This window comes from Dinoroseobacter sp. S375, assembly GCF_049800775.1.
GTDB lineage: Bacteria > Pseudomonadota > Alphaproteobacteria > Rhodobacterales > Rhodobacteraceae > Dinoroseobacter.
In genome coordinates this window covers 279,792-304,004 of record NZ_JBNAFR010000004.1, presented here as the reverse complement: position 1 = coordinate 304,004, position 24,213 = coordinate 279,792, and the positions used below count along the sequence as shown (strand labels likewise).

The following is a 24,213-nucleotide window of genomic DNA, read 5'->3' as shown; positions in this document are numbered from 1 at the left end:
ACCGGCGCCACCGGGCTGCACCGGTTTATTCTGCGTCCAGAAGCGCCAGAAGCCGCTTGGCCTGATCCGCCGGGGCGCTCAGCGCCGTGCGATCCTCGCCGGGAAAGAACCGGGCCCGCGTGGCCGTGGGCATCGGCTCGGGCGTGAAACTGGCCACGCGCAGGTCCGTCCGCGCGGTTTCGGCCGCCCAGCTCGCCACGAGTGCTGCTTCGGCGGCCTTGGAGGCCCCGTAGAGCCCGAAGAACTTCTCGCCGGCGCGCGGGTCCGTGCAGAACACCGCCCGTCCCTCGGGGGCGGCATGCAAGAGCGGCGCCACCATGCGGATCACCCGCTGGGTGCCTTCCACATTCGTCGCAAAGGTCTTGGCGTAATCCTTGGGGTCCGCGTGATCCACGGGCGACAGGGCGGGCGCATGCACTGCCGTATGCACCAGCAGATCGATCCGCCCCCAACGATCAAAGATTGCGCGACATATCCCGGCAACCGCGTCATCCTTTGTCAGATCAATCGGCGCCAGCGTCGCCTGACCGCCCTGCGCCTGGATCCGGTCATCGAGCTCTTCGAGCCCGCCCACGGTCCGCGCCAGCGCGATCACATGGGCGCCGCGCGCCGCCAAAGCCTCGGCGACCGCATGTCCCAGCCCCCGCGATGCGCCCGTCACAAGCGCGATTTTGTCTTGCAAATCATATGCCATGGCGCGGGGTGTAGGCCCGAGACCGGGGGCAGCGCAAGGGGGTGCGCATCTGCGTCGCGCTTGACTTTATGCCGCGCGAGCGAAAAAACCGGAGCAATCTTTGCAACACAAGGACGAACCTGATGAGCTCCCTGACCCTGTCCCAAGCCGCGCTTGGCGAAACCTCCCTTCTGCGCAAGGCCCTTCTGGTCCTCGGCGGATCGGCCTTCATCGCCGTGGCCGCCCAGATCAGCGTCCCGATGATCCCGGTCCCGATGACGCTGCAGATGCTGGCCATCCTGCTGGTGGGCTTCGCCTATGGCTCGCGTCTGGGCGCGGTCACGCTGCTGGCCTATCTCGGTCAGGGCCTCGCCGGTCTGCCGGTCTTTGCCAATGGCATGAACGGCGTTGCCTTCGCGGGCCCGACCGCAGGCTTCCTGATCGGCTTCGTCCTCGTGGCCTTCGCCGCTGGCCTCGCCGCTGAGCGGGGGCTGGCCAAGGGCTTCCTCGGCACCGCACTCGCGGCGCTGGTCGCCTCCGCGCTCGTCTACATCCCCGGCGTGATCTGGCCCATGGCCGTCGCCTCCTCCTTCGGCATCGAGGGCGGCTGGGTCGGCATCGGCTGGGACAAGATCTGGGCATGGTTCATGGGTCCGTTCCTGCTGGGTGACGCGGTCAAGGCGCTGATTGCAGCGCTGGTCGTCTCCGGCGCGTGGAAAGTCCTGCGCAAGGCCTGATCGGCCACACGCGTTCAACAACTCGGTGAAACGCCGCCCCGAACCGGGGCGGCGTTTTGCGTCTCTCAGGCGCGAGGGTGCTTCCATGTCCGACCTTGTCTTGCGCGATTTTCGCCCCGAGGATGCCGCCGCCGTGGCGCAGGTCTTCTTTGATGCGGTGCATCTCGGGACCGGCGCGCATTATACGCCGGAGCAGCAGACCGCCTGGGCGGGGGCAGCGCCGCGCCCGCCCGAGATCTGGGCCGCGCGGTTGAGCGGCCAGACCTGCAAGCTCGCGATCCAGCAGGGCGCCGTCGTCGGCTTCATGTCGCTAGAGCCCCGGGGACGGATTGATCTCGCCTATGTCGCCCCGCAGGTGGCGGGCCGCGGCGTGGCATGGCGGCTCTATCAGGCCCTTGAGGCGGAGGCGCGGCGCCGCGGCCTGAGCGCGTTGTACACCGAAGCCAGCCTGAGCGCGCGCCCGTTCTTCGAACGTCAAGGATGGCAGCTAGACGCCGCGCAAGAGGTCGTGCGAGACGGCATCTCCCTGCGCAATTTCCGGATGTCGAAGCCGCTCAAGGCATGACCTCAGCGGCCAGCCTCAGCTGACCTGCCCGAGCACAAAGATGTTCACCAGACCGCGCAGAACCGTGTCCGCCGCGACCGAGGCGAGGATCATCCCCATGACGCGGCTCACAATCGCTGAGCCCTCATTGCCGATCAGGCGGATGATCGGATCCGCCAGCCGCATGCAGAGATAGGCAAAGAAGATCACCACCACCATCAGGCCCGCCGTGATGGCCTGGGATGCGATCTCGGTCTCGCCCTTATCCGTCAACAGCACCACCGCCAGCATGGCCCCCGGCGAGGCGAGCGAGGGTACAGCAAGCGGGAAGACCGCCGGAGAGACATCGCCTGTCCCGCCGCAGGTTTCGCTGAAATTCTGGTCGGTCTTCTGCTTTGGCTCGCCAAAGATCATGGTCAGCGCAAAGAGGAACAGGACAATCCCGCCCGCGACCTTGAAGGCGTTGAGGTTGATCCCCAGCCCCTCGATCAGGAATTGCCCCAGCACGAGAAAGAAAAGCAGGATCCCGATGGCAAAGAGGCTGGCATCCCGGGCCACTTTCTTGCGCAATTCCGGGGCCACCATGGCCGTCACGGCGATGAAAACGGGGATCGTCCCCACCGGGTCGATCACCACCCAAAGCGTCACAAACTGCGTGAATATCGCGTCCATCCTGCGCCGCTCCCGATCCTTCGGCGGGCGCGCGGAGGATCCGCCGTCTTACCCTGCTCGAAGGGTAGCGGGCGTCTGCTACCTGTCCAGAGCCGGGCGGGTCTCTTTCAACCGCGCTAGGGCGGTCTTGCACATCCCCATCTCGAGCCAGGCGCAGCCCGCGCAGATCCGGTCGAGATCTTCGGGCTCCAACGCGGCCATCCGGTCCTGGGCGGCGCCCCAGGTGATGCGGTCCCCGGCGGCAAGGTCCAGCGCGTCCCCATGGGCCCGGTCCAGCCGTGCAATCTTGCCCTGATCCACGCAAAGCCGCCCGCGCCGCTTGGGGCAGGGCGCACAGATGTCGTCGGTGATCGCGGTCACTTCGATCTCGACCGCGTCCCCGCCGGGCGCGCGGAGCTGGCCCACCACGATGCTGTGCATATTCGCGGTGAACCCGTCGGAATAGCCCTTCCCCTCGAACCCGAGGGAACAGAGGAAGTGATGCGGACGAAATCGTATGGTCATCGCGCGGGCTTCCATCGTGTCAGTGCTTTCTCGTCCGGGAAGGTGCCGAAGACCTCAGCCCAGATGTCTTGCCCCTGGGCCCACGCGCCGATCCAGTCCGAAAACCCTCTGCCCGAGGCAAAGAGCGCTGTGCGCGGATCGTCCCCGTCGGAAAATAGATTGGGCTCCCAAAAGACGACGGGGAAATCCTCTGACTGGCAGTCAATGCAGGCATAGATCGCGCAGCCAAAATCCGCGATCGGCAGAAGGGCGTTCGGCCAGACATGTCCGCCGGGGAAGCAACCTGACTTAGTCAAGCTCAGATACGCGGCATCCGCGGTCTGGCCCATGTCATCGGTCGCGCCCCCGGCCAGCCCCATCAAGCCATAGCCCGGACCAAAGCCACCATTCCCCAGATCGCGATAGAGAGACCGGAGGAGGCTCGGTGGCGCAAAGCCCAGTGAGTCTAGAGCGGCTTGCTCCTCGGCCTTGCTCAAAGGGCTTGGAAACGGGGAGCAGAACCTATCCTCGTTCATAGCAATGCGCGGAACGCGCGCCTTTGCCAAGGCGCACAGCGTGACATAGTCCATGAGGCTACTCTGCGGCAGTGCGCAGCTGGAACCCTTTCTCGAGCATGTCGGAAGGGGCCACCGGGTACTCGCCGGAGAAGCAGGCATCGCAATAGCGCGGCGCGCCGGGGTCGCGGCCCTCGGCCACACCGGCGGCGCGGTAGAGTCCGTCGAGCGAGATGAATTTCAGGCTGTTCACGCCCAGATGGTCGCGCATCTCCTCTTCGGACATGGTCGCGGCGAGCAGCTTCTCGCGCTCCGGCGTGTCCACGCCGTAAAAGCACGGCCAAGAGGTGGGCGGCGAGGCGATGCGGAAATGGACCTCGGCCGCGCCGGCATCGAGGATCATCTCCTTGATCTTGCGCGAGGTCGTGCCGCGCACCACCGAGTCGTCCACGAGGATCACCCGCTTGCCCTTGATCAGGGCGCGGTTGACGTTGAGCTTCAGGCGCACGCCCATGTTGCGGATCTGCTCGGTCGGCTCGATGAAGGTCCGGCCCATATACTGGTTGCGGATGATCCCCATGGCGTAGGGAATGCCGCTTTCCTGACTGAACCCGATGGCCGCGGGGGTGCCGCTATCGGGGACGGGGCAGACAAGATCGGCGTCGACCGGGCTTTCCTTGGCGAGCTCCACCCCGATCATCCGGCGCGTGTCATAGACCGAGCGGCCATCGATGATGCTGTCGGGGCGCGAGAAATACACATGCTCGAAGATGCAGAAGCGGCTGGCGCGGCGCTCGAAGGGGAAATAGCTCTGCACGCCGTCCTCTTCGGTGACCACGACCATCTCGCCGGGCGCGATCTCGCGCACGAACTCGGCACCGATGATGTCGAGGGCACAGGTCTCAGAGGCCAGCGCCCAGCCATCGCCGAGCTGGCCCAGAACGAGCGGACGCACGCCCAGCGGATCGCGCACCCCGATCAGCTTGGTGCGGGTCATCGCCACAACGGAAAACGCGCCCTCGCATCGGCGGAGCGCGTCTTTCATCCGCTCGGGGATGGATTTCTGCAGGGACCGGGCCATCAGATGGATGATGCACTCGCTGTCCGACGAGCTCTGGAAGATCGAGCCGCGCTCGATCAGCTCGCGGCGCAGGGCATCGGCATTGGTGATGTTGCCGTTATGGGCAATCGCCGCCCCACCCATGGAAAACTCGCCGAAAAAGGGCTGCACGTCGCGGATCGCCGTGTTGCCCTTGGAGCCGGCCGTGGAGTAGCGCACATGGCCGATGGCTAGGGGGCCGGGCAAGGTCTCCATCAGCGAGGCCTTGGTGAAGTTGTCGCGCACATAGCCGAAGCGGCGCGCGGAGTTGAACCCCACCTTGGGCGCGTGGGAGACGATGCCCCCCGCTTCCTGTCCGCGGTGCTGCAGCGCGTGCAGGCCGAGGGCCACGAAATTCGCTGCGTCCGAGACGCCGATCACACCGAAAACGCCACACTCCTCGCGGAGCTTGTCGTCATCGAACGGATGGGCAGGGGGCATCTCGGGGGCTTGCGTGTCAGAGTGGGACAAGGGGCGCTCCGAATCCATTTGGGGTCGCGGCGAGGTGTAATCGCTGAAGCTGCATCTGTCACGAAACTATCACATGTGTGGATGTCGCAGCCGCAACGGTCCCCTGCCACGAGGCTCGCCGCGCCAGATAGGCCGGTTTGCCCCGGAGGCGAGCGTTCGGCGGTCGATTTGCATCGGTCCCGTGCAGAACGCCAACGCCCGCCCAGGAACTGGGCGGGCGGCAGCCCTGCAGCGCAGGGAAGAGGCGGGGGCGCGGGTCTTGGGGAAACACCACGCAGCGCTGGGGGGCGCTCGCCTCGGATCGGACCCTTGCGGGAGGGAGGGGCCGGGGCCCCAGGGTCCGATATGTAAGGCTTGCGACCCGACCCGAGAGGGGCGGGCAGGGCCGCAAGGCGGGTACTCAGCCACTCACTAGAAAAGACTATCGACGGACATATCGAGCATGGGCTCGGCGGTCCCGGGGATCACCGGGTCGATATGCATGCCCGTCAGGGCGGGGGACTGCAGGCTCGCACCATCCGAGCCCCATACCCCGAGCACGCGGGGCATGGTGAGGAGATCGGGGTTGATCTGGCTCTCGCCGGGGATCTCTTCGATCCGGTCGAACGCGTCGGTGTTGAAAATGAACCTGTCCATCACGGCCTCCTGCAAATCGGTGCTGAGGAGAGGATGGATGACGTTGCGTCAGCGCAGCGTTAGCGCTGTGTCAGAGGTTCTGCCGGGCGCGAAACGCGGTCAGCTCGGCGCGCCGCAATTGCCGACCAGCTCTTCGTAGCGGCCCACGACCCAGCCGGTAGCATCCTCGGGGATCTGCGCTTCGAGACGTGCGGAGAAAGCGCCGAACACCGAGGCCGAGCGGCTTTCCTCGATCATCGGGATGGTCTCGGTGGTCATGATGCGGTCATAGGCCAGCAGCCCCACAGCCACGAGCAGGATCCCCCGCACCGCGCCAAAGAAGAAGCCAAGGCCCTGATCGATCCCGCCCAAAGCCGAGCGCTGGATCAGCCCGGAAAAGAGCGGGGTGAAGACCGACACCACCACCAGCGTGATCGCGAACACCGCCGCGAAGGCCGCAATGATCGCCAGCTCGCAACTGTCCTGCAGGATGGGGCCCACATAGGGCAGCTCCTTCAGGAGCGGCTCGGCCTGACCGGCAAAGAGGAAGGCCACGATCGCGGCGGCGATCCATCCGGCAATGGCCATGACCTCGCGCACGAGCCCGCGCGAAAAGGCCAGCAGGGCCGAGACCAAGATGACACCCGCCACGATGCCGTCAACCAGGGTAAATCCGTCCATAGCCGCGCTCACTCTTTCAAGGGCGATCAACCGGCCCCGAACATGTCTCCAACCACCGTGGCCAGATCCGGCATCTGTTGCACCGAAAGTCCCGCGGTCGTTCCCGTTTTGCTGCCCGCCGGAGCAAGCGCCTTGGTGAAACCAAGTTTCGCCGCTTCTTTCAACCTGTTTTCCGTCTGACCCACCGGTCGCAGGGCGCCAGAGAGGCTGATCTCGCCAAAGATTGCCATATCTGGCGGTAATGCCACATCTTCGCGGGCCGAGAGCAGCGCCGCCGCCACGGCCAGATCCGCCGCCGGTTCGCTGATCCGCAAGCCCCCGGCGATGTTGAGATAGACATCGAGCCCGATGAAGGGGATGCCGCAACGCGCCTCGAGCACGGCGAGGATCATCGACAACCGGCTGCCATCCCAGCCCACCACCGTGCGTCGCGCATTGGCCAGGGCCGAGGGCGCGACGAGGGCCTGCACCTCGCACAGAACGGGCCGGGTGCCCTCGATCCCGGCAAAGACCACCGCCCCGGGCGCGGGCGCATCACGCCCGGACAGGAACAGGGCCGAGGGGTTGGCGACCTCGGCCAGCCCCGCGCCCGTCATCTCGAACACCCCGATCTCGTCGGCAGCGCCGAAGCGGTTCTTGACCGCGCGCAGGATGCGGAACTGGTGCCCGCGCTCGCCCTCGAAATAGAGCACGGTGTCGACCATATGCTCGACCACGCGGGGGCCGGCGATCTGGCCCTCCTTGGTCACATGCCCCACGAGGATCACGCTGGTCCCGCTGCGCTTGGCGAAGGTCGTCAGCTCGTGACAGCAGGCGCGCACCTGCGAGACCGAGCCCGGGGCGCTGTCCACGGTGTCGGACCACAGGGTCTGGATCGAATCGAGGATCGCAACCTCGGGGGCCTCGGCCTCCAGCGTGGTGAGGATGTTGCGCAGATTGGTCTCGGCCCCCAGCTGCACCGGCGCATCCGCGAGGCCCAGACGGCGGGCGCGCATGCGCACCTGGCTCGTGGCCTCTTCGCCCGAGATATAGATCGCCTTGGCCCCGGCCTTGGCAAAGCTCGCCGCCGCCTGCAGAAGCAGCGTGGATTTCCCGATCCCCGGATCGCCGCCCACCAGCACCGCCGAGGCCTCGACCAGCCCGTCGCCCAGCACCCGGTCCAGCTCTTCCATCCCCGAGGTCATGCGGGGGGGCGGGGCATCCTCGGTCGCCAGATCCCCCAGCGGGACCGTGCGCCCACGCGCCGCCCCAAGGCTTTTTTTGCCCGGGCCCGCGCTCAAGGGGGCTTCCTCCGAGATGGTGTTCCACGCCCCGCAGCCATCACAACGCCCCGACCATTTCGAATGGGTCGCCCCGCATTCGGCGCAGACAAATCGGATCGCGGGTTTGGCCATGGCAGTCTCCTCTTGCGGCAGGGTTAGTGGGCGCGGACCCACCTGCCGCAAAATATTGCGGATCAGGCTTGTGTCTTGCCCGATCCCGCGTCCGGCGTCAAACCGCCGCGCGGCGTTGCGAGATAGCTCAGAACCAGCGAGGCAAACACGCAAGCGGTGAACAGCGCCAGCCCCCAGGCAACCTCGACCCGCCCGAGCCCGATGCCTTTGACGATCACCACATAGAGCGCGATCAGAAAGATATCCGCCATGGCCAGCCGCCCGAGCCAGATCAGCCAGACCGGCTTGCGCGCGAGATAGCCGAACTGCACCGCGGCGAGGGTCAGGGTCTTGGCATAAGGGGCCACCACGGCCAGCAGCGCCACGAGCACCGCCAGCGCTGGCGCCGTGCCCCAGAGGCTCGCGATGCCCGACAGGACCGAGATTTCCGACAGGCCAAAGAGCGGCAGTAGCCCGGCGCGGATCAGCGGCGCCATCCATGCGATGGGAAAGAGCACCAGCAGCGACAGGTTCGCCCAGGCGAGCGCCCGCGCGCTCACGACCGGGCGCATCCGCGTGACCCGAGCAGGGCAGGGGCCGGTCGACCCGGGGCGATTTGTCTGATGGCGCGCTTACGCATGCGCAGACCCTAATCCCTGCCCGACAGGCGCGCAAATGCTCAGCGCACCGCCTCGATCGGGCCCTCGGCCGAGCCGGTGATGAACTGGGTCAGGTAGGGATCACCGCTGTCATCCATTTGCGAGACCGGGCCGCTCCAGCGGATCTTGCCGCCATGGAGCATGGCGACGTCATCGGCAATCGCCCGCACGGAGGTCATGTCATGGGTGATCGTCATGGCCGTGGCGCCCATTTCGACCACGATCTCGCGGATCAGGTCGTTGATCACGCCGGACATGATCGGGTCGAGCCCGGTGGTGGGCTCGTCAAAGAAAATGATCTCGGGCTCGGCGGCGATGGCGCGGGCCAGGCCCACCCGTTTCTGCATGCCCCCCGACAGTTCCGCCGGGAGCTGATCGGCCACATCCGGGGTCAGCCCCACGCGGCGCAGCTTCTCGATGGCGATTTCCCGGGCCTCGTCGCGCGGGCGCTTGAGCGAGCCGCGCAGCAGGCGGAAGGCGACGTTCTGCCAGACCGGCAGGCTGTCAAACAGAGCCGCCCCCTGAAACAGCATCCCGAAGCGGGCGAGAAACGCGTCGCGCTCGACCTCGGTGACATCCTCGCCATCCACGAGGATCTGACCCGCATCCGGCGTGATCAGCCCCAGCACGCTTTTCAGGGTCACGGATTTGCCGGTCCCCGAGCCGCCGATGATCACCATGCTCTCGCCCTTGGGGATCACCAGATCGACGCCGCGCAGGATCTCCTTGGACCCGAAGGCCTTGGTCACGCCGCGCAGCTCGATCATCGGGGTGGAAGGGGCTTCGGTCATCCGGAGAAAAACACCTCTGTCAGCACATAATTCGCCGCGAGGATCAGCACGGCAGCCGCCACCACCGAGGATTTCGTCGCCGCCCCCACGCCCTGGGCGCCGCGCCCGGAATTCATCCCGAAATAGCAGCCCATCAGTGCCGCGATCCCCCCAAAGGCCGCGCCCTTGGCCAGGGACGAGACGATGTCGCGCATCTCGAGGAAATCGACCGTGTTCTGCAGATAGCTCGCCGGGTTGAAGCCGAGGCGGCTAGTCGAGACCACATATCCCCCCATCACGCCGATCGTGTCGCCCACCGCAACCAGCAGCGGCACCACCAGAATGGCGGCCAGCACCCGCGGGGCTGTGAGGTATTTCATCGGATGGGTCGAGAGCGTGACCAGCGCGTCGATCTGCTCGGTCACTTTCATGGTCGCGATCTCGGCGGCAATCGAGGAGGTGACCCGCGCCGCGATCATCAAACCGCCCAGCACCGGGCCCAGCTCGCGCACCATGCCGATGGCCACGATCTGCGGCACGACCGCCTCCGCCGAGAAGCGCGAACCCCCGGCATAGATCTGCAGGGCCAAGGCGCCGCCAGTGAAAAAGGCCGTCAGGCCGACAACGGGCAGGCTGAAAAACCCAATGTTCAAAACGGCCTGCCAGAACTCCTTCATGTAGAAGGGCGGGCGGACCATATGGCCGAAGGCCGACCCGGTGAAGATCGCAAACCGCCCGGTGCTCGCCAGAAGGCCAAGAAAGGCCGCGCCAATCGCGCCGAGGAAGGCTCTCATCCCGCGTCTCCGGCATAATGGCGGGCATAGCGGCCGCCGAGCGAGGTCAGGATCTCGTAGCCGATCGTGCCCGCGGCATCGGCCAGCCGGTCCACGCCTTGTGCGGGGCAGAGCAGGTCGAGACTGTCGGGGACGTGGTCCAGATGGCCGACATCCACCGTCAGCAGGTCCATCGAGACGCGCCCGGCCAGCGGGCAGGCCACATCGCCCGCATAAAGCATGGCGCGGTTGCTCATGGCGCGGATCAGCCCGTCGGCATAGCCCGCCGAGAGCGTGGCGATCGCGCCGTCCTGCTGGGCCACCCAAGAGCAGCCATAGCCCACGCTTTCGCCCGCCGCGACCGCGCGAACCTGCACCACCGGGATCGACAGGCGCACCACGGGCTGTGCCGCCGCGAAGGGCGCGCCGCCATAGAGCCCGATCCCCGGCCGGGTCAGGTCGAAATGATAGGGCGCGCCGAGCAGGATGCCCCCGGTCGCCGCCAGGCTGCGCGGCACCGAGATCCCGTCGGTCAGCCGGTGAAACTCGGCCAGTTGCGCCGCATTGGCCGGGTGCCCGGGTTCATCGGCGCAGGCCAGATGCGACATCACCACGCGAGGCGACTGGCTGAGCGCGAACTCGGCCACGGCGGCCCATTCATCCGCCTCCATGCCGAGCCGGTTCATGCCGGTATCAAGCTGGATCCCGAACGGGTGGCCCGGCAGGGCCTCCAGATGGCGGGCAAGCTGATCGGCGGAGTTGAGCATCGGCGTCAGGCGCGCGCCGGCAATCGCCTGTGTGTCGCCCGCCATATGGCCGGAAAAGACATTGATCGCGGGCCCCGGGCCCAGGGCCTCGCGCACGGCGACGCCTTCTTCGACGACGGCGACAAAAAACTGCCGCGCACCGGCCCGGGCGAGGGTGCGGGCCACGCGCCCGGCCTCCAGCCCGTAGCCATCCGCCTTGACCACGGCCCCGGTCGCGACCGCGCGGTCCGAAGCCCGGTCGAGGGCGCGCCAATTGGCGGCGATTGCGTCAAGGTCGATGGAAAGCGATGCGGTGGCCATACCCGGGTTTTGACAGCCCCGCGCGCCGCGTCAAGACCTATCCGGGGCGCACGCGCCCCGCCGCCCACCGACGCCGATCCGGCACCCCGCCCGCAATGGGCAAAAGGCTTAGGCGGATCGGGCCGCCACGTGCCAAGCTGCGCGGATGGATTTCGCGAACCGGTTTTAGATTGATCACAAGGATATGCCCATGGCGCAGATTGAAAACTCCGACGGTTACGTCATTGCCCGCACGGAAGGAGAGTATGAGCGCCTGAAGATCCAGGCCAAGGTGTGGGAGCCGCTGACCGAGCGGGTCCTGAAGGCTGCGGGGCTGGGGCCGGGCATGGCGACACTCGATGCGGGCTGCGGGCCCGGCGAGGTGATGCGCCTGATGGGGCGGATGGTCGGCCCCGAGGGACAGGTCACCGGGGTCGATATCGACCCGGATGTCGGCGCCTATGGCGTCTCCCGGCTGCGCGAGGAGGAGGGGCGCGACTTCACCTTCCACGCGGCCAACCTGCTCGATGGCGACCCGGTGCCCGGCGCGCCCTTCGATCTGGTCTATTGCCGGTTCCTGCTCATCCATATGGACGACCCGGTGGCCATGGTGCGGCGGCTGGCCTCGCTGCTCAAACCCGGGGGCACGCTGATCGCGATGGATTACGTCATGGAAACAATGCTTTGCGCCCCATCCCATCCGGTGCTAGATCGCGGGATGGAGGTCGTCAACGGCACGCTCAAGGCCGCGGGGCGGTCGCTCAGGGCCGGGGTGCAGCTGGGCGAGTGGTTCACGGCGGCGGGCCTGCCCATGCCCGTGGGGACGGATATGCAGGGGCGGTTCGAGGTCGGATCCGAGCATACCATGCTGGCCATGGCGGTGTCGGGCTTCGCGCCCATGGGCGTCCAACTCGGAGTTCTAACCGAGCAGGAGCGTGAAACCCTGCCGGGCCAGATCCGCGCGGTGATGGCCGAAGGTCAGAACTGCCTGCACTGGCCCACGGTCACCGCCGCCTGGACCAAGGTCGGCTAGGGCGCGCCCCAATAGCCGCGATTGCGCTGCCAGATCTTCTCGCCGATCTGGCAATCCGTGGCGTCATCCGGGCCGGGAATATACTGCACCGGTCGGGGGCGCGGCGCAGCATCGGGGCCGGGGGTGAGCCCTACCAGTTCCAGCACCAGTTTGCGGCGCACCGCATCGGCGAATTGCGCCCAGTCCGTCACCGGAATGACGAAACTGCCCGGACCGCCAATCACGCAGGTCCGGTAGTAGACGTCGAGATTGTCCAGATGCCAGGGCGAGCGGGGGACCTCCTCGGTCATCAGGGGCAGGCCGTTGATCACGATCCCGTCCGCCACCGCCCGGTCGCGGGCATAGGTCACCAGCCCGCCATGGTTGTTCGGCCCGTCGCCAGAAATATCGATCACCCGGCGCAGTCCGGCAAAGGCGTTGTCCCGCAGGCTTTCCCAGCCGAAGGACAGCGCGCTCGAGATCGAGGTGCGCCGCAGGGCCGGGTTGTAATTGGCGCTGAGTTGGGCGGCGAAGGCCTCGGCCCCGGCGCGATCCTCGATCAGGGTCCAGTCCACCACGATCCGCTGCGCCCCGGCGCCCGCCCATTCCACATAGGACAGGGCCACTTGCCCCAGCAGACCGCTTTGCAGGGCGGCGATCACCTCGTCCGAGCGCAGCGCCTCGGCATAGCCCCGGCGCTGGATCTCAAGCTCGGCGGGCGACATGGATCGCGAGACATCGACCGCCATCAACAGCTCCACATCCACTTCGATCTCCTCGGCGGAGGGGAGGGTGGGCGAGAGGGTGGACCAGAGGGCGAGACAGACAGGGATCAACCAGCGCATGGTTCCAGCCTAGCCAAGCCCGGCGGGAATGGGAGAGGGGAAATGCCCGCTCACGGGGCTTTGACGGCAAAGCGCATGTCCCCCGGGCGGGGTGCCGCATTTCCGGGCGTAGGCGAGGGCCTCTAGGGCCGCAGGCTCAGCCGAAGCTGCCGTCGCTGCCCTGCTGATAGGTTTTCACCAGATTGCCGAAGCGCGTGAACTGCCCTTCGAAGCTCAGATCCACGGTGCCAATCGGGCCATGGCGCTGCTTGCCGATGATCACTTCAGCACGTCCGTGCAAGCGTTCCATCTGCTCTTGCCACTGCGCCATGGCCTCGAGGTTGTCGTCGCCCGGCTTCTCGCGCTCTTTGTAGTATTCTTCGCGGAACACGAACATCACGACATCGGCGTCCTGCTCGATGGAGCCTGATTCTCGCAGATCCGACAGCTGGGGCCGCTTGTCTTCGCGGTTCTCCACCTGACGGCTGAGCTGTGACAGGGCGATGACCGGAATGTCGAGTTCCTTGGCAATCGCCTTGAGACCTTGTGTAATTTCAGAGACTTCGTTGACGCGGCTGTCCTTGGCCGTGGCCGGGCGGACAAGCTGCAGATAGTCGATGATCAGCACGTCGAGACCGCTGGTCCGCTTGAGCCGTCGGGCCCGGGCGGCCAGCTGGCTGATCGGCAGGGCGGGCGTGTCGTCGATATAGAGCGGGCAGCTCTCGAGCGACTTCGCGGCTTCGACGAAACGGCGGAACTCGGTCTCGTTCATGTCGCCCCGGCGGATCTGTTCCGAGGGGACCTCGGCCGCTTCGGACAGGATCCGAGCGGCAAGCTGCTCGGCGCTCATCTCGAGGCTGTAGAACCCGACCACGCCGCCATTGATCGTGCCCTCGGTACCATCGGCGCGACGGCCGCGCTGATAGGCTTTGGCGATGTTGAAGGCGATATTCGTGGCCAGCGAGGTTTTCCCCATGGAGGGGCGACCCGCGAGGATCAGAAGGTCCGAGCGGTGCAGCCCGCCGAGCTTCTTGTCCATGTCGATCAGCCCGGTCGAGACCCCGGCCAGCCCGCCATCCCGCTGGTAGGCGGCATTGGCCACGTCCACGGCGGCGGTCACCGCGCGCAGGAAGGATTGGAAGCCGCTGTCGGACTTGCCCTGTTCACCAAGCGCATAGAGCGCCTGCTCGGCCTCGACGATCTGTTCCTTGGGCTCTGAGGCCACATCGACCTCGGCGGCCTTGCTGGCAATCTCGCGGCCCAGTTCGATCAGCTCGCGCCGGATCGCCAGATCGTAGATCATCTGGGCATAATCCTTGGCCGCAAAAGCGCTGATCGCGGCCCCGGCCAACCGGACGAGATAGGCCGGGCCACCCAATTCGGCGAGCCCCGGGTCGTCTTCCAAAAACGCTTTGAGCGTGACGGGCGAGGCCAGTGCGTTCTTCTGGATGCGCGTGGCCGCGACCTCGTAGATCCGTCGGTGCACCGGGTCGAAGAAATGCTCGGGCTGGATGACCATCGCCACCCGGTCGAAGATGTCGTTATTGGTCAGGATCGCGCCCAGAAGCTGCTGTTCGGCCTCGATGTTGTGGGGCAGTCCGGTGCCCGCGCCATCCAGTGCCAGCGCCGCTACAGCCTCCGGCAAATTCGCCACCTCGTTCACGCGTCAGCCCCCCATTGCGTTGGACATCTCCTATGGCCCAACGGGTCCGCCAGAGCAATTGTTGGTAACTCTGTGCATAACTGAAAACGTCGGGATTGCCCCTGCATCTTGCGGTTGCAGGGTGGCTCGGGTCAACCGGTTGTGCGATTTCGCCACGCCATCGGGCGAAGTTTTTTCCCTGCCCGGAAATTGTCCACAGGCGGCGAAACCCCGCTTGCGACCCGCCGTCGCAGGGTGTCAGGCGGGCGTGTTGGCCTCTTGCCAGGCGCGCGGCGCGTTCAAAAATGTTTCAACCTCGCCAAGCGTTTCGGCATCAAAGCTGCCGCGGTCGCGGGCCTCGGCGAGCACATCCCACCACGTGCACAAATGGTGAAGTTTCACGCCATGGGCGGCCAGATTGGCCTCGGTGTCGGGGAAGATTCCATAGCTGAAAATCACCGCCGTATGCCCGCATTCCGCACCCGTTTTGCGAATCGCGTCGACGAATTTCAACTTGGAGCCGCCATCGGTGGTCAGGTCCTCGACCAGCAGCACCCGCTGGCCTTCGGTCATCACGCCCTCGATCTGGGCGTCGCGTCCATAGCCCTTTGGCTTCTTGCGGACATAGGTCATGGGCAGGGCCATGCGTTCGGCCACCAGCGCGCCGAAGGGGATGCCCGCAGTCTCGCCGCCGGCGACGTTGTCGAACGCCTCGAACCCGGCCTCGCGCATCACGGTCACCGTCAGGAAATCCATCAGCGTGGTGCGGATCCGCGGAAAGGAGATCAGCTTGCGGCAGTCGATATAGGTCGGCGAGGGCAGGCCGGAGGCCAGGATGAACGGCTCGCGCGCGTTGAAATGCACCGCTTCGATCTCGAGCAGCATCGACGCGGTCAGACGGGCGATTTCGGCTTTGTCGGGAAAGCTGGTGGGGATCATGGCGGCCTCGCGAATGTGGATCGCCTCCCCCTAAAACAATCCGCGCCCGGATTGAACCCCTGCGGCGGTGCTGCGCGCGGTGCCGCAGGGCAGGGCCTAGCGGCTCCGGCGGCGCAGGGCGGCGACGCCGCCCAGACCCGCCAGCAGCAGCGGCAGGCTTGCCGGCAGGGGGACGGGCGGGATGTCGGGGATGGCGACCTGCACGGCGTTGACCTGCGAGAACGCGGTCTCGAGCACCATAGACGCGCCGCCCTCCAGCGTGACGCCGAAGACGTAGCGGCTCTGGGCGCTCAGGCTCGCGACGACCTCTGTGCCATCGGCGATGGCCGAGGCCCCGCCGGAAAAGGTCACGCCCGCGATCGCGCCATCATCGGCAAAGAACATCTCCGCGACGGAGGCATTCGGGTCGTCCTCGTCCACGGTGATCAGGTAGGGTGCGACGGGAAAGTAGGTGATGTCGACGCCGGGCCCGGTCTCAAACAGCACCTCGAAGCTGCCGGAGGTGCGGGCGAACCCCTCGGGGCCCTGATGTTCGGCCCGCATCTCGGCCTCGAACTGCCCGGCGATGTTGAACGAGATCGTGTCGTTCGTGGTATTGGTGAAGCGGTAGTCCCGGGTGTTGTTGAAGTCCGATATGGCCGAGCCGTTGATCGGATCGGCCGCATTGGACACAGCCGCGATCCCGAACTGCTCGATCTCGCGCCGGGTCGGGGCGTTCGCGGAATTGCCGAGATCCGGGTCGTTCACCACCAGGATGGACACGTCATAGCCTGCGGTGGCCACGTCCCCGTTGCCAAGATTGACCTGGGTTTGCGACCGCTGCGCCTCGAAGGGGAGCGGCGGATCGGAGAAGGAGTTTCCGACCTGAACGTCACTGGACTCGGTGGTGGTGAAACCCGCCCCATCCACCTGGCTCTCTGCCTGTCCTTCCACGGTGAGCGAATCCGGCACGGTCTCGATCTCGATCCCGGTCGGCCGACTGCCACTGTTGATAATGAAGGAATGGCTCATGGAGAGCTCGGAGATCGCCGTGACCGGGGCGGCCTGCGCCATGACGGCGCTGAGGGCGAGGGCGGAGCTTGCGAGGCAAACGGATCGGAGCATGAAATTTCCTTTGTGTTCAAACACAGGACACGGCACTCGGCAAAAACGCCGAGCATGTCCAACACCGCACGGGCGGCGTCAGGAGAACGTTAACCGATCTTGCGCGCCCGGTCACGTCGCGGGCCTTGCAACGCCGCGCGCTGGCGCGAAGATGCTCAGTCGCGCACGTGCCAATGCAGCGGGTGACCCGGGTCGAACAGGGTCACAGGGCCGGCGCCGGTTTCGATCCGCGCCGGGTAGGGGACCGGATCCGCGCTACGCTCCAGGGTGATCGTGGTCTCATTGGGTGCGAGCCCGTAATGGGCCGGGCCAAATAGGCTCGCGAAGCCTTCGAGCTTGTCGAGCGCGCCCTCTTCCTCGAACACATGGGCAAGGCAGGCCATGGTGTTGGAGGCGGAGAAGACGCCCGCGCAGCCGCACGAGGTTTCCTTGTTGTCATCCGTATGAGGGGCGCTGTCGGTGCCAAGGAAAAAGCGCGGATTGCCCGAGGTCGCGGCCTTGCGCAGGGCTTCCTGGTGGGAGGCGCGCTTGACCACAGGCAGGCAGTAGTAATGGGGCCGGATCCCGCCCACCAGCATGTGGTTGCGGTTGATCATCAGGTGATGGGTCGTGATCGTGGCCCCGATATGGCCCGCCGTCTCGGTCACATAGGTTACCGCATCGGCGGTGGTGATATGCTCCATCGTGACCTTGAGGCCCGGCGTCGCGCGCCGCAGCGGGTCGAGCACCGTGTCGATGAACACGGCCTCCCGGTCAAAGATATCCACCTCGGGGGTGGTCACCTCGCCATGAAAGCACAGGGGCAGGCCAATCTCGGCCATGGTCTCCAGAACCGGGCGGACCTTGTCGAAATCCCGCACGCCGGAGGCCGAGTTCGTCGTCGCCCCCGCCGGGTAGAGCTTTACCGCCGTCACGAGCCCCGAGGCATGGGCCGCAGCCACATCCGCCGGGTCCGTCTCTTCCGTCAGGTAGAGTGTCATCAGAGGCGCAAAACTCATCCCCTCGGGCAGGGCCTGCAGGATCCGGTCGCGATAGGCCGCCGCATCGTCGCCGCGCACGACGGGCGGCACGAGGTTGGGCATGATGATCGCGCGGGCAAAGTGCCGGGCCGTTTCGGGCAGCACGCCCTTGAGCATCTCGCCATCGCGAAGGTGCAGGTGCCAGTCATCCGGGCGGCGCAGGGTCAGGCGCATGTCATGTCCTCTCGGCTCGTGTCTTGTCCCGCCATAGCGGTCCGTCCGGGTCCTACCCGACCCGGCGCGTCAGAGCCAGAGGGCCGTGCCCGGGTGCGCTGCACATTTATTGGGCGCTTCGCCCGGCAATCGCGCGCAGCACGAAGGCGGAACTGCCACAGGCCCGGAACTTTCTGCGCTGCGGCATAGGGTTGAATTGCAGCCCGGCGGCTGGCGGGGCAGGGTGCCCGGGAAAGGAGCCTTTATGCTCGACCACGATCCCGAGATGTCCCCGTCCCCCCGCCTGCAGCGCAGTGTCGGTGCGGCGCGCGTGGCGCTGGGCGTGGATGGGGCGGGCAAGACGCGGCTCCGGGATCTGGCGCAGCAGGGCTGTGCCAAGGCGATGCTGCCCCGGACCCATTCCGTGGACCCCGAAGTGGTGTTTCTGAACACGGCCGGAGGGATCACCGGGGGCGACCGGCTGTCCTACAGGCTCGACCTCGCACCCGGCGCCCGGGCCACGGGCGCCACCCAGACCGCCGAACGCGCCTATCGCGCGGCGGAAGGGGTGGGTGAGGTCCGGGTCGCGCTGAATGTCGGGGCCGGCGGACGGCTCGATTGGCTGCCCCAGGAGACCATCCTCTTTGACGGCAGTGCCACGCGCCGCGAGACCCGCGTCGAGATGGCGGGCAATGCCACGCTCCTCTGGGTTGAGACGCTGGTCTTTGGCCGCGCTGCTATGGGCGAGGCTCTGGCGCGGGTCGCGATGTGCGATGACCGGCAGATCCGCCGCGACGGGCGGCTGGTTTTGTGGGAGCCCTTTGCGCTTACGCCCGAAGCACTGAACCATCCAGTGGGCATGGACGGCGCGCGCGCCATCTCGACGGTTGTATTTCTGTCCCCCGCAGCGGAGACTGCCCGCGATGCGGTGCGACGGCTCGCGCCCGAGGGTGTGCATTGGGCCGCCTCGGCCTGGGACGGCAAGCTTGTTGTCCGAGCCATGGCAGCGGATGCGCAGCCCTTGAAACAGGCGCTTGTGCCGCTGCTGGAGCTCTTGCGCGAGGGGCGCGCCATGCCCCGGGTGTGGCAGGTATGAGCGGCGGATGGCCGCGTGGGACCTGTCCAAGCCAGGACGGGCTTGAGAGGCGGAGGCCGCGCCTCCATGTGAAGGACGACAGACGAGAGAGGAGAGGACATGAACCTCACCCCTAGGGAGAAAGACAAGCTGCTGATCAGCCTCGCCGCCATGGTGGCGCGCGGGCGACTGGAGCGTGGCGTCAAGCTGAACCACCCCGAGGCGATCGCGCTGATCACGGATTACGTGGTCGAAGGCGCACGGGACGGGCGCAGTGTCGCCGACCTGATGCAGGCCGGGGCCAGCGTGGTGCGTGCCGATCAATGCATGCCGGGCATCGCCGAGATGATCCATGACGTGCAGGTCGAGGCGACCTTTCCCGATGGCACCAAACTCGTGACTGTCCACCACCCCATTCGATGACCCGAGGAGACGAGACCATGCAAGATCTGATCGACCGCCTGCGCGCCGCCCTCGACCGCCTGTTTCCGGCCCCTGCCGCCCGGCCCGTGCCCGTGCGCGTACGTCCCGAACCGCCGCATCGTCGCGGTGGGGGGGCAGGCCAATGATCCCGGGGGAAATCATGCCCGCCGAGGGCGAGATCACACTGAATGCCGAGGCCGAGGCGCTGACCCTCACCGTGGCCAATACCGGTGACCGCCCCGTGCAGGTGGGCAGCCATTACCATTTTGCCGAGACCAACGCGGCGCTTTCCTTTGATCGGGATGCGGCGCGGGGGATGCGGCTCGATATCGCTGCGGGAACGGCGGTCCGGTTTGAGCCCGGACAAACCCGCGACATCACGCTTGTGCCGTTCGGGGGGGCGCGCAAGATCTACGGATTCAATCAGGGGATTATGGGAGCACTGTAATGACCAACCTTAGGACGCCGATGGACTTCTGGGCCAGCGGCATGAAATTCTGGCAGATGTCTGTCGAGATGCAGATGCAGATGGCCGAGAGCGCCTTCAAACTGGCCAATGTCTATTCGCCGAACTCGGTGAGCCTGCGTACGCAGATCCTCAAGTCCTCGGCACCGGTCGCAAAGACCGGCACGCAGGCCGCTGCCAAGACCGCAGCAGCCGCCATGGCGGCGACAGCGCTGGAGATGCCCGCGAAAGCGTCCGCCAAAAGCGCCACGGTGACCAAGCTGAAGCCAGCACCGAAGCCTGCCGCGAAGGCCGCGCCGAAGCCTGCCGCGAAAGCCGCGCCGAAGCCCGCCGCGAAGGCTGCACCGAAGCCTGCCGCGAAGGCCGCGCCGAAGCCTGCTGCGAAGGCCGCGCCGAAGCCGGCTGCCAAGGCCGCACCGAAGACTGCTGCCGAAGCCGCGCCGAAACCTGCCGCGAAGGCCGCGCCGAAGCCTGCTGCGAAAGCCGCACCGAAGCCTGCTGCGAAAGCCGCGCCGAAGCCCGCTGCGAAAGCCGCGCCGAAGCCCGCTGCGAAAGCTGCGCCGAAACCGGCGGCGAAACCCGCCGCCAAGGCCGCTCCTGCCGCCGCCAAGACCGAGGCCAGCGCCGCGCCGAAGCCCACCCGTCGCCGGACGCCGCGCAAGAAGACCGTGAGCCTCGCGCCCATGCCGGAAACGGTGGCCGAAGCCACGCCCAAGCCCGAGGCCAAGGCAGCCCCTGCCAAGACGCCGGCGGCGAAGGCCAAGACGACCAAACCCGCGCCCAGCAAGGCGTAATCCCGGGGCGCAGCCCCGTTCCAAGATCGGCATGGGCCCCCGGGGCCCGCGCCTTGCCCCACCAGAGACCGTGATTGTCAGTGCCTCTGCCCCAAGTGAAAGCAGCCCCCATGAAGCATACCTCCAACATGTTCGACTATCTCAGCACCGGCGCGAATGTCTGGCGTCTGGGGTTCGAGACCAACTCGGTCATCATGCTCCGCATGATGGGCATGGCGGGGTTCTGGAACACGCCCTTTGACGAGAACTGGCGGATGGTGGCCGAGAAACCCAAGGTCTTCATCAAGTCCGGCAGTGATGGCCTCGTGGCCGCGATGCAGGGCAAGGACCCGGCACAGGTCATGGATGCCTCGATCAAGCGGTTGAACAAGGCGACCAATGCGAACCGCAAGCGTCTGGTCAAGCGCGGCCCCCGCAAGATGCAGTGAATTCGCCGAGTGCGCTGCCTGATTTTTGGGCGGCGCGCGGCCTCCGGGGCGGTTGGATTGCCTGAAAATGCGCTTCCTTGCTGCATTTCCGGGCCGGGGGCCTAAACTGCCGCAGAACAGATATCCAAGACCGACTGACCCAAGGACTGCCCATGCCCGCCAAGATCTCTCGCGCCGCTTATGCTGACATGTATGGTCCCACGACGGGCGACAAGGTGCGGCTCGCGGATACGGACCTGATCATTGAGGTCGAGCGGGACCTGACCACCTATGGGGAAGAGGTGAAGTTCGGCGGCGGCAAGGTGATCCGCGACGGGATGGGCCAAGCCCAGACCACCCGCGCCGAGGGCGCAGTGGATACCGTCATCACCAATGCGCTGATCGTGGATCATACGGGCATCTACAAGGCCGATGTGGGCCTGCGCGACGGCGTGATCGCGGCCATCGGCAAGGCCGGCAATCCCGACACGCAGAGCGGCGTCGACATCATCGTCGGCCCGGGCACCGAGGCGATTGCGGGCGAGGGACGGATCCTCACTGCGGGCGGGTTTGACAGCCATATCCACTTCATCTGCCCGCAGCAGATCGAGGATGCGCTCCATTCCGGGGTCACCACGATGCTCGGCGGCGGCACCGGTCCGGCCCATGGCACGTTGGCCACGACCTGCACGCCCGGGTCATTCCATATCGGGCGGATGTTGCAGTCGCTCGACGCCTTCCCGATGAATTTCGGCCTGTCCTGCAAGGGCAATGCGAGCCTGCCCGGCGCGCTGGTCGAGATGGTCGAGGCCGGGGCCTGCGCCATGAAGCTGCACGAGGATTGGGGCACCACGCCCGGGGCCATCGATTGCTGCCTGAGCGTGGCCGACGACATGGACGTGCAGGTGATGATCCACACGGACACCCTGAACGAGAGCGGCTTTGTCGAGAATACAATCGGTGCCATGAAGGGCCGCACGATCCATGCCTTCCACACCGAAGGTGCGGGGGGAGGACATGCGCCCGACATCATGAAGGTCGTGGGCGAGGAGCATGTCCTGCCCAGCTCCACCAACCCGACCATGCCCTACACGGTGAACACCCTTGAAGAGCATCTCGACATGCTCATGGTCTGCCACCATCTGGACAAGGCCATCCCCGAGGACGTGGCCTTCGCCGAGAGCCGGATCCGCAAGGAGACCATCGCCGCCGAGGATATCCTCCATGATATGGGGGCGTTTTCGATCATCGCCTCGGACAGTCAGGCCATGGGCCGGGTGGGTGAGGTGATCATCCGCACCTGGCAGACGGCAGACAAGATGAAGAAGCAGCGCGGGCGTCTGTCGGATGAGACCGGCGACAATGACAACCTGCGCGTGCGCCGCTACGTGGCAAAATATACGATCAACCCGGCCATCGCCCACGGGATCAGCAGCCATATCGGCTCGATCGAGGTGGGCAAGCGGGCGGATCTGTGCCTCTGGAGCCCGGCGTTTTTCGGCGTGAAGCCCGAGATGGTTCTGATGGGCGGCACGATCGTCTGCGCCCAGATGGGCGATCCGAATGCCTCCATCCCGACGCCGCAGCCGGTCTATACCCGACCGATGTTCGGCGCCTATGGCCGCTCGGTTGAGAATTCGGCCGTGCTCTTTGTCAGTCAGGCGGCGCAGGCCGCCGGGATCGGCGGGGGGCTCGGGCTCGCCAAGCAGACGCTTGCGGTCGAGAACTGCCGCGAGATCGGGAAATCCTCCATGGTGCTGAACAACGCCACGCCCGAGGTCGAGGTGCATCCCGAGACCTATGAGGTGCGCGCGGATGGCGAGTTGCTGACCTGCGAGCCCGCGACGGAACTGCCGCTGGCCCAGCGGTATTTCATGTTCTGATCCATGCGCCACGCGCGCAGAAGCGGGGACCATAAGCGCGTCGGGAACGGGCGCAGCACGGGCCCGGTGCCGGATTACCGGGCAGTCCCCGGCAGACGATCCAGGAAACAGATCGGAGAGACGGGATCCATGGGAGGATTGCGCTATATTGTCGCAGGAAGGGGGCGTGTTGCGGCCCCCAACCAAGAGGCTGACAATGACCGTATATCTTTCGATCCCCGGGGTGCGCCCCGATCCCGTGCAGAGCCAGATCGATCTGTTCTTCGCAGAGCTTGGTTTGGGGGTGAACCCCGAACGCGCGGTGGCGCCGCGACTTGGCGAGCTCAAGCGGCTCCATGCCCTGTCCGATGCACGGCTGGCCGAGCTTGGGGTGGCACGGGATCAGATCACCGCCCATGTCTTCCGCGACCGGTTTCACCGGTAGAGACCTGTGCGGCCGCTAGCGCGGTGGCGCAGTCCGGCAGGCCGGACTGCGCGGACCCGCGTGCACAGACCGCTGGTGTCCCAAGGACCCGGACGGTTTGGCATCTCGCGCGTCCGCAGCGGGCACATGTGCCCGCTGCACCAGCCGGACCTGCGCAATCTCGGACCGGCGAAAGAAGCGTGGATTGCTCTGGATCTCGAGGGGGAGCCGCTCTTTCAGAATGCTGCGCTGGGTGCTGTGGACGATGCGGATGTCATAGGCCAACCCGCGCAGCGCCCCGGTGCCCTGCGCCGCCAGGATCTGCGCGCGCAGCGTGGCCTCTTCGGCCTTCAACGCCCGCAGCCTTGCGCGCAACATGGCGAGCTGGTCGGGCAGGGGCAGTCCATCGAACAGGGATCGGGTCATGTCGTTCTCACGGGCAGCGGCTCCCGACCAATCTGCGCGGCCGCGCTGAACATTGCGTTAACCACGATCGCCGCGCCGCCACCCGCGCGGGTCATGCTCCGAGCGCAACCCGGGCTTGCCGAGACAGGCCTACCCAAGCGCCGTCCACCATTGCATATCATGGGATACAGGGAGGAAACACGTGACCCATTCCACGGAGGTTTCCAATGACAAGTCTCGTTCTCGACCGCCCGGCCGTCTCGCGCCTGGCCACCACCATCTTCGACGCCGTGATGGCCGCGCCCAACCGGCTCGCCCATGCGCACGAGTTGCAGCTCGAAGCCGAGCGCATCTTTGCCCTGACCCCGGCAGAGCTCGAGGATATGGACACCACCCGCGACGCGTTGCTGCGCGCGCTGGCCGCCCGGGCCTGAGCCCGCGTCACGCCGACAGCTCTGCACCCGGTGCAATCCCGGGTTGCGGAGCGTCTGCTTGCTGTCCGAATGGGTTGTATGCAATAGCATGCGCCCGGGAGGAAAGATCGAACACGAAA

30 protein-coding genes are annotated in these 24,213 nt (G+C 66.4%); 12 read left to right on the top strand and 18 right to left on the bottom strand.

Annotated elements, in window-relative coordinates:
* Positions 1–25: 25 nt before the first annotated feature.
* Entirely contained in the window at positions 26–694 is a 669-nt protein-coding gene (locus ACP150_RS12120) for an SDR family NAD(P)-dependent oxidoreductase (RefSeq protein WP_424966898.1), read from the bottom strand.
* Between the two features lie 122 nt (positions 695–816).
* Here ACP150_RS12120 and ACP150_RS12115 point away from each other — a divergent pair, with 122 nt between their 5' ends.
* Both ACP150_RS12115 and ACP150_RS12110 read left to right on the top strand, forming a co-directional pair.
* The gene (locus ACP150_RS12115; RefSeq protein WP_424966897.1) at positions 817–1,410 is read left to right on the top strand and encodes a biotin transporter BioY; all 594 of its coding nucleotides are present in this window, start codon (positions 817–819) and stop codon (positions 1,408–1,410) included.
* Positions 1,411–1,495: 85 nt separating this feature from the next.
* A complete protein-coding gene (locus ACP150_RS12110) occupies positions 1,496–1,975 on the top strand; it encodes a GNAT family N-acetyltransferase (protein ID WP_424966896.1) in 480 nt (159 codons plus the stop codon).
* A 15-nt stretch (positions 1,976–1,990) separates the two neighbouring features.
* Here the strand turns inward: ACP150_RS12110 and ACP150_RS12105 are convergent, their stop codons facing one another.
* The 11 genes from ACP150_RS12105 to alr form a co-directional block, all read right to left on the bottom strand.
* Positions 1,991–2,626: a MarC family protein gene (locus ACP150_RS12105; RefSeq protein WP_424966895.1), complete on the bottom strand. Its 636-nt coding sequence runs from the start codon at positions 2,624–2,626 to the stop codon at positions 1,991–1,993.
* 78 nt (positions 2,627–2,704) lie between these two features.
* A complete protein-coding gene (locus ACP150_RS12100) occupies positions 2,705–3,130 on the bottom strand; it encodes a DUF1284 domain-containing protein (RefSeq protein WP_424966893.1) in 426 nt (141 codons plus the stop codon).
* Entirely contained in the window at positions 3,127–3,645 is a 519-nt protein-coding gene (locus ACP150_RS12095) for an SMI1/KNR4 family protein (RefSeq protein ID WP_424966892.1), read from the bottom strand. The genes ACP150_RS12100 and ACP150_RS12095 overlap by 4 nt, the downstream gene beginning before the upstream one ends.
* A gap of 58 nt (positions 3,646–3,703) precedes the next feature.
* Positions 3,704–5,164 carry an amidophosphoribosyltransferase gene (purF, locus tag ACP150_RS12090; protein ID WP_424966966.1) on the bottom strand — a complete coding sequence of 487 codons (1,461 nt, stop codon included), beginning with the start codon at positions 5,162–5,164 and terminating at the stop codon, positions 3,704–3,706.
* Between the two features lie 441 nt (positions 5,165–5,605).
* Positions 5,606–5,830 (bottom strand): hypothetical protein, encoded by a 225-nt coding sequence (locus tag ACP150_RS12085; protein WP_424966891.1) that lies wholly within the window; start codon positions 5,828–5,830, stop codon positions 5,606–5,608.
* Positions 5,831–5,929: 99 nt separating this feature from the next.
* Entirely contained in the window at positions 5,930–6,490 is a 561-nt protein-coding gene (locus tag ACP150_RS12080; protein WP_424966890.1) for a CvpA family protein, read from the bottom strand.
* A gap of 26 nt (positions 6,491–6,516) precedes the next feature.
* A complete protein-coding gene (gene radA / locus ACP150_RS12075) occupies positions 6,517–7,884 on the bottom strand; it encodes a DNA repair protein RadA (RefSeq protein ID WP_424966889.1) in 1,368 nt (455 codons plus the stop codon).
* A gap of 62 nt (positions 7,885–7,946) precedes the next feature.
* Positions 7,947–8,435, bottom strand: a complete 489-nt coding sequence (locus ACP150_RS12070; protein ID WP_424966888.1) for a paraquat-inducible protein A — start codon at positions 8,433–8,435, stop codon at positions 7,947–7,949.
* A 107-nt stretch (positions 8,436–8,542) separates the two neighbouring features.
* Complete coding sequence (locus tag ACP150_RS12065) at positions 8,543–9,289, bottom strand: ABC transporter ATP-binding protein (protein ID WP_424966965.1); 747 nt, start codon at positions 9,287–9,289, stop codon at positions 8,543–8,545.
* 20 nt (positions 9,290–9,309) lie between these two features.
* Positions 9,310–10,086: an MlaE family ABC transporter permease gene (locus ACP150_RS12060; RefSeq protein ID WP_424966887.1), complete on the bottom strand. Its 777-nt coding sequence runs from the start codon at positions 10,084–10,086 to the stop codon at positions 9,310–9,312.
* Positions 10,083–11,132, bottom strand: coding sequence for an alanine racemase (alr, locus tag ACP150_RS12055; protein ID WP_424966886.1), 1,050 nt, complete (start codon positions 11,130–11,132; stop codon positions 10,083–10,085). The genes ACP150_RS12060 and alr overlap by 4 nt, the downstream gene beginning before the upstream one ends.
* Before the next feature lie 190 nt (positions 11,133–11,322).
* On the opposite strand from alr, the gene ACP150_RS12050 reads away from it, so the two are divergent.
* Positions 11,323–12,144: a class I SAM-dependent methyltransferase gene (locus ACP150_RS12050; RefSeq protein WP_424966885.1), complete on the top strand. Its 822-nt coding sequence runs from the start codon at positions 11,323–11,325 to the stop codon at positions 12,142–12,144.
* Here the strand turns inward: ACP150_RS12050 and ACP150_RS12045 are convergent.
* The 5 genes from ACP150_RS12045 to pyrC all read right to left on the bottom strand — a co-directional run bounded on the left by ACP150_RS12045 (position 12,141) and on the right by pyrC (position 17,825).
* The gene (locus tag ACP150_RS12045) at positions 12,141–12,968 is read right to left on the bottom strand and encodes a DUF1194 domain-containing protein (RefSeq protein WP_424966883.1); all 828 of its coding nucleotides are present in this window, start codon (positions 12,966–12,968) and stop codon (positions 12,141–12,143) included. The two genes, ACP150_RS12050 and ACP150_RS12045, sit on opposite strands and share 4 nt — an antisense overlap.
* Positions 12,969–13,104: 136 nt before the next feature.
* Complete coding sequence (locus ACP150_RS12040; RefSeq protein ID WP_424966882.1) at positions 13,105–14,601, bottom strand: replicative DNA helicase; 1,497 nt, start codon at positions 14,599–14,601, stop codon at positions 13,105–13,107.
* Positions 14,602–14,847: 246 nt separating this feature from the next.
* Positions 14,848–15,528 carry an orotate phosphoribosyltransferase gene (locus tag ACP150_RS12035; protein WP_424966881.1) on the bottom strand — a complete coding sequence of 227 codons (681 nt, stop codon included), beginning with the start codon at positions 15,526–15,528 and terminating at the stop codon, positions 14,848–14,850.
* A gap of 96 nt (positions 15,529–15,624) precedes the next feature.
* Positions 15,625–16,632, bottom strand: coding sequence for a VPLPA-CTERM sorting domain-containing protein (locus ACP150_RS12030; protein ID WP_424966880.1), 1,008 nt, complete (start codon positions 16,630–16,632; stop codon positions 15,625–15,627).
* Positions 16,633–16,787: 155 nt separating this feature from the next.
* Positions 16,788–17,825 carry a dihydroorotase gene (pyrC, locus tag ACP150_RS12025; RefSeq protein ID WP_424966879.1) on the bottom strand — a complete coding sequence of 346 codons (1,038 nt, stop codon included), beginning with the start codon at positions 17,823–17,825 and terminating at the stop codon, positions 16,788–16,790.
* 244 nt (positions 17,826–18,069) lie between these two features.
* Here pyrC and ACP150_RS12020 point away from each other — a divergent pair, with 244 nt between their 5' ends.
* The 8 genes from ACP150_RS12020 (at position 18,070) to ACP150_RS11985 (ending at position 23,276) form a co-directional block, all read left to right on the top strand.
* The gene (locus ACP150_RS12020) at positions 18,070–18,900 is read left to right on the top strand and encodes an urease accessory protein UreD (protein WP_424966878.1); all 831 of its coding nucleotides are present in this window, start codon (positions 18,070–18,072) and stop codon (positions 18,898–18,900) included.
* Positions 18,901–18,999: 99 nt separating this feature from the next.
* Positions 19,000–19,302, top strand: coding sequence for an urease subunit gamma (locus ACP150_RS12015; RefSeq protein WP_424966877.1), 303 nt, complete (start codon positions 19,000–19,002; stop codon positions 19,300–19,302).
* A 17-nt stretch (positions 19,303–19,319) separates the two neighbouring features.
* Complete coding sequence (locus tag ACP150_RS12010) at positions 19,320–19,448, top strand: hypothetical protein (RefSeq protein ID WP_424966876.1); 129 nt, start codon at positions 19,320–19,322, stop codon at positions 19,446–19,448.
* On the top strand, positions 19,445–19,750 hold the full coding sequence (locus ACP150_RS12005; protein ID WP_424966875.1) for an urease subunit beta: 306 nt from the start codon (positions 19,445–19,447) through the stop codon (positions 19,748–19,750). The genes ACP150_RS12010 and ACP150_RS12005 overlap by 4 nt, the downstream gene beginning before the upstream one ends.
* Complete coding sequence (locus ACP150_RS12000) at positions 19,750–20,562, top strand: hypothetical protein (RefSeq protein WP_424966874.1); 813 nt, start codon at positions 19,750–19,752, stop codon at positions 20,560–20,562. Before ACP150_RS12005 ends, ACP150_RS12000 begins: the two co-directional genes overlap by 1 nt.
* A 110-nt stretch (positions 20,563–20,672) precedes the next feature.
* A complete protein-coding gene (locus ACP150_RS11995) occupies positions 20,673–20,990 on the top strand; it encodes a hypothetical protein (RefSeq protein ID WP_424966873.1) in 318 nt (105 codons plus the stop codon).
* Positions 20,991–21,142: 152 nt separating this feature from the next.
* Positions 21,143–22,852 carry an urease subunit alpha gene (gene ureC / locus ACP150_RS11990; protein ID WP_424966872.1) on the top strand — a complete coding sequence of 570 codons (1,710 nt, stop codon included), beginning with the start codon at positions 21,143–21,145 and terminating at the stop codon, positions 22,850–22,852.
* Between the two features lie 196 nt (positions 22,853–23,048).
* A complete protein-coding gene (locus ACP150_RS11985) occupies positions 23,049–23,276 on the top strand; it encodes a hypothetical protein (protein ID WP_424966871.1) in 228 nt (75 codons plus the stop codon).
* Positions 23,277–23,291: 15 nt separating this feature from the next.
* Here the strand turns inward: ACP150_RS11985 and ACP150_RS11980 are convergent, their stop codons facing one another.
* Complete coding sequence (locus ACP150_RS11980) at positions 23,292–23,681, bottom strand: hypothetical protein (RefSeq protein WP_424966869.1); 390 nt, start codon at positions 23,679–23,681, stop codon at positions 23,292–23,294.
* A gap of 206 nt (positions 23,682–23,887) precedes the next feature.
* Between ACP150_RS11980 and ACP150_RS11975 the strand changes: the two genes are divergently transcribed.
* Positions 23,888–24,094 (top strand): hypothetical protein, encoded by a 207-nt coding sequence (locus ACP150_RS11975; protein ID WP_424966867.1) that lies wholly within the window; start codon positions 23,888–23,890, stop codon positions 24,092–24,094.
* Positions 24,095–24,213 lie beyond the last annotated feature (119 nt).

What these genes read in the sequence shown, in the direction of transcription:
- ACP150_RS12120 (WP_424966898.1), bottom strand. Translation starts at nt 694, where the DNA reads ATGGCATATGATTTGCAAGACAAAATCGCGCTTGTGACGGGCGCATCG.
- ACP150_RS12115 (WP_424966897.1), top strand. Translation starts at nt 817, where the DNA reads ATGAGCTCCCTGACCCTGTCCCAAGCCGCGCTTGGCGAAACCTCCCTT.
- ACP150_RS12110 (WP_424966896.1), top strand. Translation starts at nt 1,496, where the DNA reads ATGTCCGACCTTGTCTTGCGCGATTTTCGCCCCGAGGATGCCGCCGCC.
- ACP150_RS12105 (WP_424966895.1), bottom strand. Translation starts at nt 2,626, where the DNA reads ATGGACGCGATATTCACGCAGTTTGTGACGCTTTGGGTGGTGATCGAC.
- ACP150_RS12100 (WP_424966893.1), bottom strand. Translation starts at nt 3,130, where the DNA reads ATGACCATACGATTTCGTCCGCATCACTTCCTCTGTTCCCTCGGGTTC.
- ACP150_RS12095 (WP_424966892.1), bottom strand. Translation starts at nt 3,645, where the DNA reads ATGAACGAGGATAGGTTCTGCTCCCCGTTTCCAAGCCCTTTGAGCAAG.
- purF (WP_424966966.1), bottom strand. Translation starts at nt 5,164, where the DNA reads ATGCCCCCTGCCCATCCGTTCGATGACGACAAGCTCCGCGAGGAGTGT.
- ACP150_RS12085 (WP_424966891.1), bottom strand. Translation starts at nt 5,830, where the DNA reads ATGGACAGGTTCATTTTCAACACCGACGCGTTCGACCGGATCGAAGAG.
- ACP150_RS12080 (WP_424966890.1), bottom strand. Translation starts at nt 6,490, where the DNA reads ATGGACGGATTTACCCTGGTTGACGGCATCGTGGCGGGTGTCATCTTG.
- radA (WP_424966889.1), bottom strand. Translation starts at nt 7,884, where the DNA reads ATGGCCAAACCCGCGATCCGATTTGTCTGCGCCGAATGCGGGGCGACC.
- ACP150_RS12070 (WP_424966888.1), bottom strand. Translation starts at nt 8,435, where the DNA reads ATGCGCCCGGTCGTGAGCGCGCGGGCGCTCGCCTGGGCGAACCTGTCG.
- ACP150_RS12065 (WP_424966965.1), bottom strand. Translation starts at nt 9,289, where the DNA reads ATGATCGAGCTGCGCGGCGTGACCAAGGCCTTCGGGTCCAAGGAGATC.
- ACP150_RS12060 (WP_424966887.1), bottom strand. Translation starts at nt 10,086, where the DNA reads ATGAGAGCCTTCCTCGGCGCGATTGGCGCGGCCTTTCTTGGCCTTCTG.
- alr (WP_424966886.1), bottom strand. Translation starts at nt 11,132, where the DNA reads ATGGCCACCGCATCGCTTTCCATCGACCTTGACGCAATCGCCGCCAAT.
- ACP150_RS12050 (WP_424966885.1), top strand. Translation starts at nt 11,323, where the DNA reads ATGGCGCAGATTGAAAACTCCGACGGTTACGTCATTGCCCGCACGGAA.
- ACP150_RS12045 (WP_424966883.1), bottom strand. Translation starts at nt 12,968, where the DNA reads ATGCGCTGGTTGATCCCTGTCTGTCTCGCCCTCTGGTCCACCCTCTCG.
- ACP150_RS12035 (WP_424966881.1), bottom strand. Translation starts at nt 15,528, where the DNA reads ATGATCCCCACCAGCTTTCCCGACAAAGCCGAAATCGCCCGTCTGACC.
- ACP150_RS12030 (WP_424966880.1), bottom strand. Translation starts at nt 16,632, where the DNA reads ATGCTCCGATCCGTTTGCCTCGCAAGCTCCGCCCTCGCCCTCAGCGCC.
- pyrC (WP_424966879.1), bottom strand. Translation starts at nt 17,825, where the DNA reads ATGCGCCTGACCCTGCGCCGCCCGGATGACTGGCACCTGCACCTTCGC.
- ACP150_RS12020 (WP_424966878.1), top strand. Translation starts at nt 18,070, where the DNA reads ATGCTCGACCACGATCCCGAGATGTCCCCGTCCCCCCGCCTGCAGCGC.
- ACP150_RS12015 (WP_424966877.1), top strand. Translation starts at nt 19,000, where the DNA reads ATGAACCTCACCCCTAGGGAGAAAGACAAGCTGCTGATCAGCCTCGCC.
- ACP150_RS12010 (WP_424966876.1), top strand. Translation starts at nt 19,320, where the DNA reads ATGCAAGATCTGATCGACCGCCTGCGCGCCGCCCTCGACCGCCTGTTT.
- ACP150_RS12005 (WP_424966875.1), top strand. Translation starts at nt 19,445, where the DNA reads ATGATCCCGGGGGAAATCATGCCCGCCGAGGGCGAGATCACACTGAAT.
- ACP150_RS12000 (WP_424966874.1), top strand. Translation starts at nt 19,750, where the DNA reads ATGACCAACCTTAGGACGCCGATGGACTTCTGGGCCAGCGGCATGAAA.
- ACP150_RS11995 (WP_424966873.1), top strand. Translation starts at nt 20,673, where the DNA reads ATGAAGCATACCTCCAACATGTTCGACTATCTCAGCACCGGCGCGAAT.
- ureC (WP_424966872.1), top strand. Translation starts at nt 21,143, where the DNA reads ATGCCCGCCAAGATCTCTCGCGCCGCTTATGCTGACATGTATGGTCCC.
- ACP150_RS11985 (WP_424966871.1), top strand. Translation starts at nt 23,049, where the DNA reads ATGACCGTATATCTTTCGATCCCCGGGGTGCGCCCCGATCCCGTGCAG.
- ACP150_RS11980 (WP_424966869.1), bottom strand. Translation starts at nt 23,681, where the DNA reads ATGACCCGATCCCTGTTCGATGGACTGCCCCTGCCCGACCAGCTCGCC.
- ACP150_RS11975 (WP_424966867.1), top strand. Translation starts at nt 23,888, where the DNA reads ATGACAAGTCTCGTTCTCGACCGCCCGGCCGTCTCGCGCCTGGCCACC.